Raw genomic sequence first — 14,802 nt, forward strand, 5'->3', positions numbered from 1 at the left:
GCACGGTGGCGATCGCCGCCGTCAGCGTCGTCTTGCCATGGTCCACGTGACCGATCGTGCCCACGTTGACGTGCGGCTTCGTGCGGGTGAATTTTCCTTTTGCCATTTTCTCGACTCCGAAAAATAACGAGATCAACACACTGACATGGGGTTGCAACCGGCCGGCTGCAACCCCAAAACTGGTGCCCATTGCGGGAATCGGACCCGCGACCTCTCCCTTACCAAGGGAGTGCTCTACCACTGAGCCAAATGGGCGATATCAAAAAACCTGCGCTTCACGCTGACCTGGACCTCTGGAGCGGGAGACGGGAATCGAACCCGCGTCATTAGCTTGGAAGGCTAGGGTTCTACCATTGAACTACTCCCGCATCGTGGCACCCACCAGGGAGCCGCAACGGTCACAGTCAAGCGCTCTGCAAAAATCCATTCATCGCTGGTGGAGAGGGCTGGATTCGAACCAGCGTACTCGTAAGAGGGCAGATTTACAGTCTGCTGCCATTAACCACTCGGCCACCTCTCCGGCGAACCTCGGAATATAGCACGAGTAGCAGGGCTGGTCGATCGCAGGCCTTCTACCCGGGCTCATTTCCCGAGAGCCTTAGATTTTCGCACGAAATCAGGCCCCTTCTTGGCCCGACCCCCAGCTTTCTGCTTCGCGCCAAGCGCGCGCCTGGCCGAAATGGCCGCAGCCGATGAAGGGCAGAGGGGGCCGCAAGGCCGACAAAGGCGAAGGATGGTTGGCCAGCAGAATTTTGTGACGATTTGTATCGATCAGCGCCCGCTTGCTCTGGGCATGGGCCCCCCACAGCATGAAGACGACCGGCCGCTCGCCCTCGGTCACGTGGCGAATCACGGCGTCGGTCAGCGCCTCCCAGCCGCGCCCCGAATGGCTGGCGGCCTGGCCCTCTTCCACCGTGAGGCAGGTGTTGAGCAGCAGCACGCCATGCGTGGCCCATTTCGCCAGGCTGCCGCCCGGGTTCGGAAAGGCCGGCGGCGGCGTGCCGAGGTCGCGCTGCAGCTCCTTGAAGATGTTGCGCAGCGACGGCGGCAGCGGCACGCCGGGCGCCACCGAGAAGGCGAGCCCTTCGGCCTGGCCGCGGCCGTGGTACGGGTCCTGGCCGAGGATGACGACGCGGACGTCCTCGGGCGGCGTCAGCTCGAGCGCCCGCAGCGGCTGCGGCGGAAAGATCACGGCGCCCGCATCGAGCCGCTCGCCCAGGTAGCCCCGCAGCTTGACGCCGACCGGACTGGCGAAGAAGGCGTCGACCAGCGGCTGCCAGCCCGGCGCGACCGCCCAATCGGCGGGATCGGCCGCCGCCAGTTGCCCGCCAGCGCTCATCTGAACAGCTCGGCCAGCGCCTCGCCCGGCTCGTCCGCCCGCATGAAGGTCTCGCCGACCAGGAAGGCGTGGATGCCGGCGGCGCGCAGCCGGGCCACCTCGTCGCGCGTCGCGATGCCCGATTCGGTCACCAGCAGGCGATCGGCCGGCACCTGGGCCCGCAGGTCGAGCGTGGTCTGCACCGACACCTCGAAGGTGCGCAGGTTGCGGTTGTTGATGCCGATCAGCGGCGTGCGCAGCTTCAGGGCGCGCTCGAGTTCGGCGCCGTCGTGCGCTTCCACCAGCACTGCCATGCCGAGCCCGGCCGCGACGGCTTCGTAGTCGCGCATCTGGGCATCGTCGAGGCAGGCGACGATCAGCAGGATGGCGTCGGCACCCATCGCGCGCGACTCGTAGACCTGGTAGGGGTCGACGATGAAATCCTTGCGCAGCACCGGCAGCTCGCAGGACGCCCGGGCCTGCTTCAGGTAGTCGACCCCGCCCTGGAAGAACTGGCGGTCGGTCAGGACCGAGAGGCAGGCGGCGCTGACCTGGCCGTCGCCCTCGGCGTAGCTTTGCGCGATGTCGGCCGGGATGAAATCGGCGCGCAGCACGCCCTTGCTCGGGCTCGCCTTCTTGACCTCGGCGATCACCGCGGCGGCGCCGGCGTCGATCTTGGCGCGCAGGGCGCCGACGAAGTCGCGCGTCAGCACGCGGCTCTCGGCATCGAAGCGCACCGACTCCAACGGGCTTTTCTTCTTGGCGGCGGCGATCTCCTCGCGCTTGACGGCGACGATCTTGTCCAGGGTGTTCGACATGTTCCGGGTTCTCCTCAGGCCGCCGCGGTGGCGGCAGCGAATTCGGCCAGCTTGGCCTTGGCCGCACCGGTGTCGAGCGCGGCGCGCGCCCGCACGACCCCGGCGGCGATCGAGTCGCTGACGTTGGCCGCGTACAGCGCGGCGGCGGCGTTCAGCACCACGATGTCGCGCGCCGGGCCCGGCTGGTTGTCGAGCACGTCGAGCAGCATCGCCTTCGACTGCTCCGGGGTCTCGACGCGCAGGCTGCGGTTGCTCGACATCGAGAAGCCGAAATCCTCCGGGTGCAGCTCGTACTCGCGCACCTCGCCGTCCTTCAGTTCGCCGACCATGGTGGCGGCGCCGAGCGAGACCTCGTCCATGCCGTCGCGGCCGTAGACCACCAGCGCATGCTCGGCGCCCAGGCGCTGCAGCGCCCGCACCTGGATGCCGACCAGGTCGGCGTGGAACACGCCCATCAGGATGTTGGGCGCGCCGGCCGGGTTGGTCAGCGGGCCGAGGATGTTGAAGATGGTCTTGATGCCGAGCTCCTTGCGCACCGGGGCCACGTTCTTCATCGCCGGATGGTGGTTCGGCGCGAACATGAAGCCGATGCCGACGTCGGCGATGCACTTGGCGATCTGCTCGGGCTTCAGGTTGATGTTGATGCCCAGCGACTCGAGCACGTCGGCGCTGCCGGACTTGCTGCTGACGCTGCGCCCGCCATGCTTGCTGACCTTGGCGCCGGCCGCGGCGGCGACGAACATGGTGCAGGTCGAGATGTTGAAGGTGTGGGAGCCGTCGCCACCGGTGCCGACGATGTCGACCAGGTTCGTCGTGTCCTTGACCGGCACCTTGGTCGCGACTTCGCGCATCACCTGCGCGGCGGCGGTGATCTCGCCGATGGTCTCCTTCTTGACGCGCAGGCCGGTGATCAGCGCCGCCATCATCACGGGCGAGCATTCGCCGCTCATGATGAGGCGCACGATGTGCAGCATTTCGTCGTGGAACACCTCGCGGTGCTCGACGGTGCGCTGCAGGGCTTCCTGGGGAGTGATGGGCATGGTGTGTGTCTCTCTGGTTTCAGTGGGGAGCGGGCGCAGCCAGCGGCGCGTCGGTGAGCGCGAGCCGCAGGCCGAAGCCGACGAACAGCGCGCCGGCGCCGCGCTGCAGCCAGTGCATGCCGCGCTGGACCAGGCCGACGCGGCGCGCGGTCCAGCCGGCCGCGAGCGCCCACGCCACGTTGACGAAGATCGCGTTGAAATTGAACAGCACGCCCAGCAGGAAGAAGGCGAGCGCCTTGTCGTCGGTGCCCGGCGCGATGAACTGCGGCACGAAGGCCAGGAAGAACAGCGCCACCTTGGGGTTCAGGGCGTTGGTCCAGAAGCCGCCGAGGAACACGCTCTTCGCGCTCGCCGGGCCGGCCGCGGCCAGCGCCGGCGCGGCGCCGGAAGGCCGGGCAAACAGCATCCGCACGCCGACCCACAGCAGGTAGGCCGCACCAACCCACTTGAGCACCGTGAAGGCGGTGCTGGAGGCGGCCATCAGCGCGCTCAGGCCCAGCGCCGCGGCGATGATGTGGACGAAGCAGCCGGCGGTGATGCCGAAGCCCGCGAGGATGCCGGCGCGCACGCCCGAGCGCAGCGAATGGCTCACGATGTAGAGCACGTCGGGCCCCGGCGTGAGGTTCAGCAGCAGGCCGGCGGCGACGAACAGCAGCAGGGAATGGGCGTCAGGCATGGAAGAAGCTCCGGATCGCGCCGACGGCCCGGTCGATGCCGGCCGCGTCGACGTCCAGATGGGTGGCGAAGCGCAACCGGTAGAGGCCGGTGGCGAGCACGCCGTGTTCCTTCAGATGGGCCAGCAGATCGGCCGAGCGCGAACGTGCCGCGCCCGTCAGGTCGACGAACAGCAGGTTGGTCTGCGGCGCCTCGACCTGCAGGCCGTCGATGTCTTGCAGGCCCTCGGCCAGCCGCCGTGCCAGCGCATGGTCGTCGGCCAGGCGATCGACATGGTGGTCGAGCGCGTAGGCCGCGGCCGCGGCCAGCAGCCCGGCCTGTCGCATGCCGCCGCCCGCCATCTTGCGGATACGGTGGGCGCGCGCGATGAACTCGCGCGAACCGCACAGCGCCGAGCCGACCGGCGCGCCCAGGCCCTTGCTGAAGCAGACCGACACGCTGTCGAAGCAGCCGGCGATCCGCCGCGCCTCGGCGCGCACCTCGGTGCCGAGCGTGGCCGCCTGCGCGGTGGCGGCGTTGAAGAGCCGGGCGCCGTCGAGGTGGCGCGCCAGGCCCTTGCGCTGCGCGAGTTGGGTGGCCTGCTCCACGTAGGCGAAGGGCAGCAGCTTGCCGCCCAGCGTGTTCTCGAGCGCCAGCAGCCGGGTGCGCGCGAAGTGCGCGTCGTCGGGCTTGATGGCGGCCTCGATCGCGTCCAGCGCCAGCGTGCCATCGGGCTGGTGGTCGAGCGGCTGCGGCTGCACGCTGCCGAACACCGCCGCGCCGCCGCCTTCCCAGCGGTAGCAGTGCGCCTGCTGGCCGACGATGTATTCGTCACCGCGCTGGCAGTGCGAGAGGATCGCGCAGAGGTTGCTTTGCGTGCCGGTGGGCACGAACAGCGCCGCCTCGAAGCCCAGCAGCTCGGCGATCTGCCGCTGCAGCGCGTTGACGCTCGGGTCGTCGGCGAACACGTCGTCGCCGAGCGGTGCCGCGAGCATGGCGGCGCGCATGGCGTCGGTCGGCTGGGTCACGGTGTCGCTGCGCAGGTCGACGACCTTGGACGAGGGATGGCTCATTCGCGTCACTCCAGGAAGTTCTTGAGCATCGCGTGGCCATGCTCGGTGAGGATCGATTCGGGGTGGAACTGCACGCCTTCGACACGCACCGCATGGGCGAAGCCGGTGTGGCGCACGCCCATGATCTCGCCGTCGTCGGTCCAGGCGGTGAGCGCCAGCGCCTCGGGGCAGGAGGCGCGCTCGATCGCCAGCGAGTGGTAGCGGTTGACGCTGAACTTCTCGGGCAGGCCGGCGAAGACGCCCTCGCGCGTGGTCGTGATCTGGCTGACCTTGCCGTGCATCAGCTGCTGGGCACGGATGATCCGGCCGCCGAAGGCGGCGCCGATCGCCTGGTGCCCGAGGCAGACGCCGAGGATCGGCAGCTGGCCCGCGAAGGCCTGGATCGCCGCCACCGAGACGCCCGCCTCGGCCGGCGAGCACGGCCCCGGCGAGACCACCAGCCGGTCGACGCCCCCGGCGATGCGCGCCTGCAGGCCTTCGAGCGTGATCTCGTCGTTGCGATGCACCTCGACCTCGGCGCCGAGCTCGCCGAAATACTGCACCAGGTTGTAGGTGAAGCTGTCGTAGTTGTCGATCATCAGGAGCTTCATGGCTTGACTCCGATCCGGTGCACGCCCTTGACCACGGGGAACACGTTGAAGTTGATCAGGAGGCCCAGCCGCAGGCCCGACAGGCGCACGGCGGCCTGGGCCTGCGCGCGGTGCAGGTCGTTGAGCGCGTCGACCGCCCTGACCTCGACCACCACCGACTGCTCGACCACGAAGGCCGCGCGGCAGACCTCGCCGAGCGAACGGCCCTTGTAGCTGGCGTCGACCGGCACGTTGCGCTGGAAGCCGATCTCGCGCTCGGCGAGTTCGATCTCGAGAGCGGCCGCGTAGACCGCTTCGGGCAGGCCGGTGCCCAGCACCCGCTGCACCTCGACCGCGGCACCGATGATCTCGTGGGAGAAGTCGTTGTTGTTGTCTTCGGTGCTCATTCCAGGCCTTCCTCGACCAGCTCGGCAGCGCGCAGCAAGGCCCGCGCCTTGGCCTCGGTCTCTTTCCATTCGAGTTCGGGCACCGAGTCGGCCACCACGCCGGCCGCGGCCTGCACGTGGAGCATCTGGTCCTTGACGATGCCGGTGCGGATCGCGATCGCGACGTCCATGTCGCCGGCATAGCTGATGTAGCCGCAGGCGCCGCCGTAGAGGCCGCGCTTGGTCGGCTCGAGCTGGTCGATCAGCTCCATCGCATGCACCTTGGGCGCGCCCGTGAGGGTGCCGGCCGGGAAGGTGGCCTTGAGCACGTCGATCGCGGCCATGCCGTCCTTGAGCGTGCCTTCGACATTGCTCACGATGTGCATCACGTGGCTGTAGCGCTCGACCGCGAAGGCCTCGGTCACCTTCACCGTGCCGGTCTTGGCGATGCGGCCGATGTCGTTGCGCGCCAGGTCGATCAGCATCACGTGCTCGGCGCGCTCCTTGGGGTCGTTGATGAGCTCGACCTCGGCCGCGCGGTCGAGCTCGGGCGAGGCGCCGCGCGGCCGGGTGCCGGCCAGCGGGCGGATGGTGATCTTCTGCTCGCCCTCGCCGGTGTGCTCCTGGCGCACCAGGATCTCGGGCGAGGCGCCCACCACGTGGAAATCGCCCAGGTGGTAGTAGTACATGTAGGGCGACGGATTCAACGAGCGCAGCGCGCGGTACAGCGACAGCGGCGACTCGGTGTAGCGCTTGCTGATGCGCTGGCCGACCTGCACCTGCATGAAGTCGCCGGCCGCGATCAGCTCCTTGGCGCGCTCGACCGCCGCCAGGTAGTCGGCCTTGGCGAAGCTGCGCTGCGCCGGGTGCGCCTGGCTCGCCTTCACCTGCGGCGCGCTGACCGAGTACTTGAGCTGGTCGCGCAGTTCGCGCAGCCGGCGCTTGGCGTTGGCATAGGCCTCGGGCTGGGCCGGGTCGGCGTAGACGATCAGGTAGAGCTTGCCCGAGAGGTTGTCGATCACCGCCAGCTCTTCGCACTGCAGCAGCAGGATGTCGGGGCAGCCCAGGGTGTCGGGCGGGCAGCTCTGCTCGAGCTTCTTCTCGATGTGGCGCACGGTGTCGTAGCCGAAGTAGCCAGCCAGGCCGCCGCAGAAGCGCGGCAGGCCCGGACGCAGCGCCACCTTGAAACGCTGTTGGTAGGCCGCAACGAAATCGAGCGGGTTGCCATGGGCTTTTTCCACGACTTGGCCGTCCGTTACAACCTCGGTGAGGGCGTCGGCGCCGAAGCCGCTGGCCCGCAGCAGCGTGCGCGCCGGCAGGCCGATGAAGCTGTAGCGGCCGAAGCGCTCGCCGCCGACCACCGATTCGAGCAGGAAGCTGTGCTTGCCGCTGTCCTTGGTGTAGGCCAGTTTGAGATAGAGGGACAGCGGCGTTTCGAGGTCGGCGAAGGCCTCGACCATCAGCGGGATGCGGTTGTAGCCCTGCGCGCTGAGGCTCTTGAATTCGAGTTCGGTGATCACGGGTGGGGTCTCCGTCGGCCAGCGGACGCTTCGATGGTCGCTGGCGGGGTCATTCTGGTTGGCCGGTTCAGGTGAACCGAAGGCCGCGGGCGCACGGCGTGCGCCGTGCAATCAGACAGGCAACGACGATGGCGTGCGCCAAGGCCAGGCTCCCCGGCTGCCTTGACCTGTCTGAGTGACGTTGTGAATGAACATGGAATCGGGAGTTTAGCCCAGGGACAAGGCGCATACAAAAAGATACATTGGGGCTCTTTAAGAAATCCCTGCGTCCCACGGAGACCCTGATGCCTTCCTTCGACCTGCGGCGCCTGCTCGCGCTGTCCACCCTTGCCCTCGCGTCGCTCGCGGCATCGGCCGCCCAGGTCGACGTCGCGGGCGTCAAGCTCGACGACCAGATCGACCTGCGCGGCAGCAAGCTGCTGCTGAACGGCGCCGGCGTGCGCTACAAGGCCGTCTTCAAGGTCTACACCGCCGGGCTCTACCTGGGCAAGAAGGCCGACACCGTCGAGGAGGTGCTGGCCGCGCCGGGGCCGAAGCGCGTGACCATCACCATGCTGCGCGACATCGACGCCAACGAACTCGGCAAGCTGTTCACGCGCGGGGTCGAGGACAACTCGCCCAAGAGCGAGATGTCGCAGCTGATCCCCGGCCTGCTGCGCATGGGCCAGATGTTCGCCGACCAGAAGCAGCTGAAGGCGGGCGACAGCTTCACCGTCGACTGGATTCCGGGCAGCGGCAGCCTGGTGACGGTGCGCGGCGTGCCGCAGGGCGAGCCGATCAAGGAGCAGGCCTTCTTCAATGCGCTGCTGCGCATCTGGATCGGGCCGTCGCCGGCCGACTACAAGCTCAAGGACGCGCTGCTCGGCAAGTCATCCTGAGCGCTCAGTTCGAGCAGCGAATCGACGAAACCGTCGGCGTCCACGCCGCGCACCGGCTCGCCGTGGTTGTAGCCATAGCTGACCAGCACCACCGGGCAGCCGGCGGCGCGCGCGGCCCGGGCGTCGTTGCTGGAGTCACCCACCATCAGCGTGCGCGCCGGCAGCGTGCCGAGCGCTTCGCAGGTCTTGAGCAAGGGCAGCGGATCGGGCTTCTTGCGCTCGAAGGCATCGCCGCCGAAGACCTGCTCGAAACAGCGGTCGAGGCCCTTGGCGGCCAAGAGCGGCAGCGCGAAGGCGGTCGGCTTGTTGGTCAGGCAGGCCAGGCGCAGGCCGCGCGCCCGCAATGCCGTGAGCCCGTCGACCACGCCGTCGTAGACCCGGGAATGCGCACCGTTGATCGCGAGGTAGTGGTGCTGATAGCGGTCCCAGGCGCGCTCGTAGAGCGCCGCGTCGGCGCCGACATGGCGCAGCACCGACGCGATCAGGTGTTCGGAGCCCTTGCCGACCATGGTCTCGACGGCCGGCGCATCGACCGCCGGCAGCGACAGGTCGCACAGCATGAGGTTCAGGGCGGCGACGAAATCGCCGAGGGTGTCGACCAGGGTGCCGTCGAGGTCGACGATCGCGGCGTCGAAGCGGGAAAGATCGATGGATGGCGGTTTCACGCGCCGGATCATAGAGGTCCGGCTGCCGCAGCGATGCGGCAAGGCCCCGCTTCAGGCCTCGGTCACGGTCTGGGCCGCGACCACCGCCTCGGTGCGGTTGCGCACGTTGAGCGCACGGAAGATCGCCGCCAGGTGGATCTTGACCGTGCCCTCGCTGATGCCGAGGGCGCGTCCGATCAGCTTGTTGGGCTTGCCCTGCGACAGCAGCTGCAGCACCTCGACCTGGCGTTCGGTCAGCACGTTGCGCAGGTGTTCGAGCGTCTGGGCCGCGGCGGCATTCGATCCGCGCTGCGCCGCGTCGGCGCCGGCGCCGATGCCCGGGATGCCGGCGACCACGCCGGGCGGCAGCGACGACAGCATCATCGGCGGCACGTAGACGCCGCCGGCCAGCACCAGCCGCACCGCCGACAGCATGACCTCCGGCGAATAGGCCTTGGGAATGAAGCCGAGCACGCCGCGCTCGAGCACGCTGCGCATCACGGCCGGGTCTTCGTAGCCCGAGAGCACGATGACCGGCACGGCCGGCAGGCGGCGGCGGATCTCGTCGATGTGGGCCTGGCCCTCGGCACCGGGCATGTTGAGGTCGATCACGGCCAGGTCGAGGTCGTCGCTGGCACTGGCGAGCAACTCGTCGACGCTCATGGCCAGGACGAAGTCGATGCCGGCCTCGAGCTCCGACAGCTTGGCCTTGACCGCCTCGATGACGAGCCGGTGGTCGTCGGCGATCAGGATTTTCATGGCTTTCCCCAGCGTCATGGATGAATACGGGCAGGCCGACGATAACGGTGAACGGGACGCGCATCAAGGCGGATTTCGCTGCCCGAACGACATAGCTCCCAAGCGATATGGCGCCGGCGGCCGACGATGAAAGAATGTTTCGCATCCAAGAACGACCGGGGACAAGGGCATGTGCCAACGAGGCAGGCGCAACCGCAAGGCTCCGATCGGCCGCCGCGCCCCGGCGTGAACAGGCCTGGCCGCGAGGGCTGAATGGCGCGCCTGCTCGACTGCTTCTCCGGCTTCGTCTCGTTCGGGCTCGGCCTCGATGCATCGATCGCGGCGGGCCGTGCCGAGCCCGGCTGCGAGCGCGCCCGGCAGCAGGCGCTCGACCTGCTGGAAGAGGCCGGGGGAGCGGCCCTGGCGCTCGGCCGACCCGCCGCGGCGGTCGAATCGGCGCGCTTCGCGATGGTCGCCTGGATCGACGAGATCCTCGCGCGCCACCCCGGCTGCAAGAACGCGGGCGGATCGCCGCTGCAGCTGCAGCTGTTCAATTCCAGCAATGCCGCCAGCGAGTTCTTCCATCACCTGTCGACGCTCGCGGCCGGCGACGAGGAGGTGCACGAGGTCTACTGCCGCGTCCTGGCGCTCGGCTTCAAGGGCCAGTACTACTTCGAGCATGACGACCGCGGCGAGCTCGGCAAGCTCCGGGCGCTGCACGCCGAGCAGCTCGCGCTGCGGCCGGCGCCGAGCGACGACGCGGCCCGGGACACCCTCGCGCCGCCGCCCGACGGCCTGCCCGAGCCGGCCGGCCCGCGCGATCCGCAGGGGCGCCGGCGCGCGCAGCTGCTGCGTGCCGGCGCGGCGCTGGCGCTGCTGGTCGCGCAGGGCTACGCGCTCTGGTTCATGTTCGCGGGACCGCGCGAAGCGCCGCCGACGCTGGCCCAGCGCGTCGACCAGCAACTCCAGACCTATGCCTGCGCGGACCTGTCCGCCACGGTCGCGCCCGATGGCCAGGCGCGGGTGCAGGGCTTCGTCTCGCACGCCGAGGAGATGGCGCAGGTGCAGCACGACGTGCGCGCGCTGCCGGGGGTCAGCGCCGCGGCGTTCGACCTCCAGCTGCGGATCTGGCCGCACTGCGAGGTGCTGGCCTTGCTCAAGCCCTACCAGGCGCGCAACCGCGAGCTGGCCCTCGGGCTGGCGATCGCCACGCCGACGGCGCCGACGGGCCGCCTGCGGGAGGGCGACCGGGTCCTGATCGAGGTCACGAACGCGCAGCGCGACGGCTACCTGTGGGTCGACTACTACACGGCCGACGGCGCCGTGCTGCACCTCAACGCGGGGCCGGTGCAGCTGCGCCTGGCCGCCGGCGAGATCATCGAGCTCGGACGCGACCTGCCGTCGAGCTGGCTGGCGGCGCCGCCCTTCGGCACGGTGCTGGTGACCGCGCTGTCCTCGCCCATGCCCTTCGCCCAGGCGTCGGAGCGGCCGCCCTTCGAGCTGGCCTCGGCCTACCTGCAGCGGCTGCGCGAATCGCTGGCGGTCGGCGAGTTCGGCGCCCGCGCGGTGGCCGAGGTGGTGTTTCTCGAAACGGTGCCGCGCTGAGCCCGCTCAGTCGTCGTCGCGCACCCGGTGCTGCGCGGTCAGGGTCTGCTGGGTGCCCGGCGGCACCGCCTCGTAGTGCGACAGCACGATGGTGTAGCGGCCCTGGCCGCTGGTCATGGCGTTGAGCCGCGACTGGTAGCTGGCCAGCTCCGACATCGGCACCTGGCCCCGGACCACCACCGTGCCGGCGCCGCCGTTCGCGGTGCCCGTGACCAGGCCGCGGCGCGAGGACAGGTCGCCGGTGACGTCGCCGATCGCGTGGTCGGGCGCGGCGATCTCGATCTGCACGATCGGCTCGAGCACGATCGGCCGCGCCGCCCGGATCGCGGCCATGAAGGCCTTGCGGCCGGCGGTGGCGAAGGCGATGTCCTTGCTGTCGACGCTGTGGTGCTTGCCGTCGTGCACCACCACCCGCACGTCGACCACCGGGTAGCCGGCGATCGCGCCCGACACCAGCACCTCGCGCACGCCCTTCTCGACCGCCGGGATGAACTGGCCCGGGATCGCCCCGCCCTTGACCTCGTCGGCGAACTCGAAGCCGGCGCCGCGCGCCAGCGGCTCGATGCGCAGGAAGACCTCGCCGAACTGGCCGGCGCCGCCGGTCTGCTTCTTGTGGCGATGGTGGCCCTCGGCCGGCGCGGAAACGGTCTCGCGGTAGGCGATGCGCGGCGGCCGGGTCTCGACCTCGAAGCGGTAGACCTCGCGCAGCCGCTCGAGCATCACCCGCAGGTGCAGCTCGCCGAGGCCGTAGATGATGGTCTCGTTGGTGGCCACCACGTGCTCGACCCGCAGGCAGGGGTCCTCGGCGACCAGCTTGCCGAGGATCTCCCAGGCCCGCTGCTCGTCGCCGTGGCGCTTGGGCTCGACCGCCAGGCCGTGCACCGGCACCGGGAAGCCCAGCGGCGCCAGGTGCACGTGGTCGTCCTCGGCGGCGTCGTGCAGCACGGCGTCGAAGTGGATCTCCTCGACCTTGGCCACCGCCACGATGTCGCCCGGCAACGCCCGCGCCACCTCGACGTGGTCCTTGCCCTGGAGCATGAACAGGTGGCCGACCTTGAAGGGCTTGCGGCCGTCGCCGATGTAGAGCTGGCTGTCGCGCGTGACCGTGCCCTGGTGGACGCGGAAGATCCCGAGCTTGCCCACGTAGGGATCGACCGTGACCTTGAAGACATGGGCCAGCACGTGCAGCGACGGGTCGGGCCGGGCCTGCATCGGCTCGGCCGCGGCGCCCTCGCCGAGCAGGAACTCCGGCGGATTGGCCTCGGTCGGATCGGGCAGCAGCTTGACGACGACGTCGAGCAGTTCCGCCAGGCCGGCGCCGTTGCGCGCCGAGACGAAGCAGACCGGGATCAGGTGGCCTTCGCGCAGCGCCTGCTCGAGCGGCGCGTGCAGTTCGGCGGCATCGACGTCGCCCTCGGACAGATAGCGGTCGACGAAGGCCGCATCGACCTCGACCACCTGCTCGACCAGCGCCCGGTGCGCCTCCTCGACGCTGCCGATGTCGGACTGGCCCTCGCGGTTGAAGAAGCAGTCGACCACCTGCGTGCCGCCGGCGGCCGGCAGGTTCAGCGGCAGGCATTCGCGGCCGAAGGCGGCCTGGATCTGCGCCAGCAGGCCGCCGAGGTCGACGCCCTGGGTGTCGATCTTGTTGACGATCACCATCCGCGCCAGGTGCCGCTCGGCGGCGTAGGCCATCATGCGCAGCGTCATCGGCTCGATCCCGGTGGCGGCGTTGACGACCACCGCCGCGGTCTCCACGGCTTCCAGGGCCGGCAGGCTCTGGCCGAGAAAGTCGGCGCCGCCGGGCGTGTCGATGAAGTGGACCCGGGTGCCGGCGTGCGTCAGATGCATGACCGAGGCATTGAGCGAATGCTGCATGCGGCGCTCGAGGGGATCGTGGTCGCTCACGGTGCTGCCGCGCTCGACGCTGCCGCGCGCGCCGATGGCACCCGCCTTGTGCAGCAGGGCCTCGGCGAGCGAGGTCTTGCCGGCGGCGGAGGCGCCGACGAGCGCCAGGGTTCGTACCGCTTCCATTTCGGCCGTCTGGCCGTTCGTTCGGCTTGGCATGGGCTGTCTCCTCGGCGCCTGGGCGGCGGCCCAGCGTACGGGATCGGCCGCTCCGATGCAAGCCGGGCCCGCCAGCCGCCGCTTGCCGGACAATGGCGGCCATGGCACCGCCGATCGCCTCCACCTCCGGCCCCACGGGCTACCAGCGCCGCGAATTCATGGTCGTCAAGATCCCGGTCGTCGAGGATGTGGACGACCGCTGGCACCAGCGCGAGGAACGCATCGACCAGGCGCTGCGCGCCGACGGGCTCGGCTCGGTGCTCGGCTGGGGCGACTCGCTCGGCGAGCCGACCCGGCGCGGCCGGCGCCGGGTCGCGTTCACCCGTGTCGACATCGACATCTCGGACATCGCCGCCGGACGGGCCCTGCTGCAGGCGGCGCTGCCGGCGATCGGCGTGCCGCCGGGCACCGAGATCCACTACGCGATCGCCCGCGTCCGCTTCGCCGACATCTACGCGCCGCCCGAATGGCTGCTGGAGCGGCCGCAAGACTAGTTCTGCAGGGCCGCCACCTGCTCCGCGTAGGCCGTTTCGATGCGCTGCAGCCGGGCCTCGCGCGCGGCCTCGCTGACCCATTGCGCGTTCAGCGCGCTCTGCCGGGCGAGCTGGTATTGCAGCCGGGCCGCCGGCAGCAGCGCCTTGTTGTCGGCGGCGACATAGCCCAGCGAGGCCCGCAGCGACTTCAGCACCTCGCGCTGGGCCACGGCACGCGGCCCGCTGCCGCGCCCGTAGGCCACCAGGAAGGCGCGCAGCTTCTTCTGCAACTCCGGCGGCACGTCGCTGCGCACCAGGACCTGGGCTGGCGGCGTCGGCTCCGACTGCCAGATCACCTGCAGGCGCTCGGCCTCGGCCGGGAACTGGACGCGGAAGCGCTCGAAATCGGTGGTGTTGTTGGTCGCCACGTCGGCGTCGCCGTTGGCCACCGCCAGTGCCGTGGCCTGGTGGGTGCCGACGATCTCGCTCTGGAAGCGGGTCTCCATCGCGATCCGGTTCGGCAGGAACAGCTGGACCTGCGGCAGGATGAAGCCCGACACCGACCGGCTGTCGCCGCGCGCCAGGCGCCAGCGCTCCGGCCGGGCCAGCAGGTCGGCGAGCGGCCCGGGCGGCCCGTCCTTGCGCACCAGCAGCACGGCGCGGTGGTCGGGCGTGCCGCCATGCCGCTCGACCTGGGCCAGCACCACCATCCGGCGCTGGCTCACGGCATCGAGCGCGAGCTGGGCCGACAGCAGGCTAAGGTCGACCTGGCGCCGCCGGATGGCCTCGCCGAGCGCCTCGTAGGTGGTGGCCGAATGCACCGTCACGGGCCGGCCCAAGGCGCGGCTCAGCTCGGCCAGCAGCGGGGTCCAGCTTTCGCGCGACTCGACCACGCCGCCGACCGGCAGCACGCCGAAGCGCAGCTCGGCCGGCGCGGCCTGCGCTCCGGCCGCGGCGTGCCAGCCGAGCGCGGCGGCCAGCGCCACGGGCGCGATCGCCAGCCAGGTTCGCCTCAGCAT

16 protein-coding genes and 3 tRNA genes are annotated in these 14,802 nt (G+C 70.1%); 3 read left to right on the plus strand and 16 right to left on the minus strand.

Annotation, left to right across the window (positions count from 1 at the left end):
* The 12 genes from QTI33_RS30225 to trpE form a co-directional block, all read right to left on the minus strand.
* Positions 1 to 190, minus strand: a 190-nt coding sequence (locus tag QTI33_RS30225; protein ID WP_286510258.1) for a GTP-binding protein, incomplete at its 3' end; no start/stop codon positions are given.
* Positions 181 to 255, minus strand: a tRNA-Thr gene (locus QTI33_RS30230). The genes QTI33_RS30230 and QTI33_RS30225, both read right to left, overlap by 10 nt.
* A 39-nt stretch (positions 256 to 294) precedes the next feature.
* Positions 295 to 368: transfer RNA gene (locus QTI33_RS30235), tRNA-Gly, on the minus strand.
* A 66-nt stretch (positions 369 to 434) separates the two neighbouring features.
* Positions 435 to 520 (minus strand) — tRNA-Tyr (locus QTI33_RS30240).
* A 96-nt stretch (positions 521 to 616) separates the two neighbouring features.
* Positions 617 to 1,339, minus strand: a complete 723-nt coding sequence (locus QTI33_RS30245; RefSeq protein WP_286510259.1) for a uracil-DNA glycosylase — start codon at positions 1,337 to 1,339, stop codon at positions 617 to 619.
* The gene (gene trpC / locus QTI33_RS30250) at positions 1,336 to 2,136 is read right to left on the minus strand and encodes an indole-3-glycerol phosphate synthase TrpC (protein ID WP_286510260.1); all 801 of its coding nucleotides are present in this window, start codon (positions 2,134 to 2,136) and stop codon (positions 1,336 to 1,338) included. Before trpC ends, QTI33_RS30245 begins: the two co-directional genes overlap by 4 nt.
* A 14-nt stretch (positions 2,137 to 2,150) precedes the next feature.
* Positions 2,151 to 3,176 carry an anthranilate phosphoribosyltransferase gene (trpD, locus tag QTI33_RS30255; protein WP_286510261.1) on the minus strand — a complete coding sequence of 342 codons (1,026 nt, stop codon included), beginning with the start codon at positions 3,174 to 3,176 and terminating at the stop codon, positions 2,151 to 2,153.
* A 19-nt stretch (positions 3,177 to 3,195) separates the two neighbouring features.
* Entirely contained in the window at positions 3,196 to 3,852 is a 657-nt protein-coding gene (locus tag QTI33_RS30260) for a LysE family translocator (protein WP_286510262.1), read from the minus strand.
* Entirely contained in the window at positions 3,845 to 4,903 is a 1,059-nt protein-coding gene (gene ltaE, locus QTI33_RS30265; protein ID WP_286510264.1) for a low-specificity L-threonine aldolase, read from the minus strand. The genes QTI33_RS30260 and ltaE overlap by 8 nt, the downstream gene beginning before the upstream one ends.
* Positions 4,904 to 4,908: 5 nt before the next feature.
* The gene (locus QTI33_RS30270) at positions 4,909 to 5,493 is read right to left on the minus strand and encodes an aminodeoxychorismate/anthranilate synthase component II (RefSeq protein WP_286510265.1); all 585 of its coding nucleotides are present in this window, start codon (positions 5,491 to 5,493) and stop codon (positions 4,909 to 4,911) included.
* A complete protein-coding gene (locus tag QTI33_RS30275; protein WP_286510267.1) occupies positions 5,490 to 5,879 on the minus strand; it encodes a GxxExxY protein in 390 nt (129 codons plus the stop codon). Before QTI33_RS30275 ends, QTI33_RS30270 begins: the two co-directional genes overlap by 4 nt.
* Complete coding sequence (gene trpE / locus QTI33_RS30280) at positions 5,876 to 7,378, minus strand: anthranilate synthase component I (protein ID WP_286510268.1); 1,503 nt, start codon at positions 7,376 to 7,378, stop codon at positions 5,876 to 5,878. Before trpE ends, QTI33_RS30275 begins: the two co-directional genes overlap by 4 nt.
* Positions 7,379 to 7,662: 284 nt before the next feature.
* On the opposite strand from trpE, the gene QTI33_RS30285 reads away from it, so the two are divergent.
* Positions 7,663 to 8,256, plus strand: a complete 594-nt coding sequence (locus QTI33_RS30285; protein ID WP_286510269.1) for a chalcone isomerase family protein — start codon at positions 7,663 to 7,665, stop codon at positions 8,254 to 8,256.
* Here QTI33_RS30285 and gph read toward each other — a convergent pair.
* Both gph and QTI33_RS30295 read right to left on the minus strand, forming a co-directional pair.
* The gene (gene gph, locus QTI33_RS30290) at positions 8,217 to 8,933 is read right to left on the minus strand and encodes a phosphoglycolate phosphatase (protein ID WP_286510270.1); all 717 of its coding nucleotides are present in this window, start codon (positions 8,931 to 8,933) and stop codon (positions 8,217 to 8,219) included. The two genes, QTI33_RS30285 and gph, sit on opposite strands and share 40 nt — an antisense overlap.
* Positions 8,934 to 8,972: 39 nt before the next feature.
* A complete protein-coding gene (locus QTI33_RS30295; protein WP_286510271.1) occupies positions 8,973 to 9,659 on the minus strand; it encodes a response regulator transcription factor in 687 nt (228 codons plus the stop codon).
* Between the two features lie 252 nt (positions 9,660 to 9,911).
* Here QTI33_RS30295 and QTI33_RS30300 point away from each other — a divergent pair, with 252 nt between their 5' ends.
* Complete coding sequence (locus tag QTI33_RS30300; RefSeq protein ID WP_286510272.1) at positions 9,912 to 11,243, plus strand: DotU family type IV/VI secretion system protein; 1,332 nt, start codon at positions 9,912 to 9,914, stop codon at positions 11,241 to 11,243.
* A gap of 6 nt (positions 11,244 to 11,249) precedes the next feature.
* Here the strand turns inward: QTI33_RS30300 and fusA are convergent, their stop codons facing one another.
* A complete protein-coding gene (gene fusA, locus QTI33_RS30305; RefSeq protein WP_286510273.1) occupies positions 11,250 to 13,310 on the minus strand; it encodes an elongation factor G in 2,061 nt (686 codons plus the stop codon).
* A 101-nt stretch (positions 13,311 to 13,411) separates the two neighbouring features.
* Here fusA and QTI33_RS30310 point away from each other — a divergent pair, with 101 nt between their 5' ends.
* Positions 13,412 to 13,804 carry a hypothetical protein gene (locus tag QTI33_RS30310; protein ID WP_286510274.1) on the plus strand — a complete coding sequence of 131 codons (393 nt, stop codon included), beginning with the start codon at positions 13,412 to 13,414 and terminating at the stop codon, positions 13,802 to 13,804.
* On the opposite strand, the gene QTI33_RS30315 is transcribed toward QTI33_RS30310, so the two are convergent.
* Positions 13,801 to 14,802: a phosphate/phosphite/phosphonate ABC transporter substrate-binding protein gene (locus QTI33_RS30315; RefSeq protein ID WP_286510275.1), complete on the minus strand. Its 1,002-nt coding sequence runs from the start codon at positions 14,800 to 14,802 to the stop codon at positions 13,801 to 13,803. The genes QTI33_RS30310 and QTI33_RS30315 overlap by 4 nt on opposite strands.

The organism is Variovorax davisae (genome assembly GCF_030316845.1).
GTDB lineage: Bacteria > Pseudomonadota > Gammaproteobacteria > Burkholderiales > Burkholderiaceae_C > Variovorax > Variovorax davisae.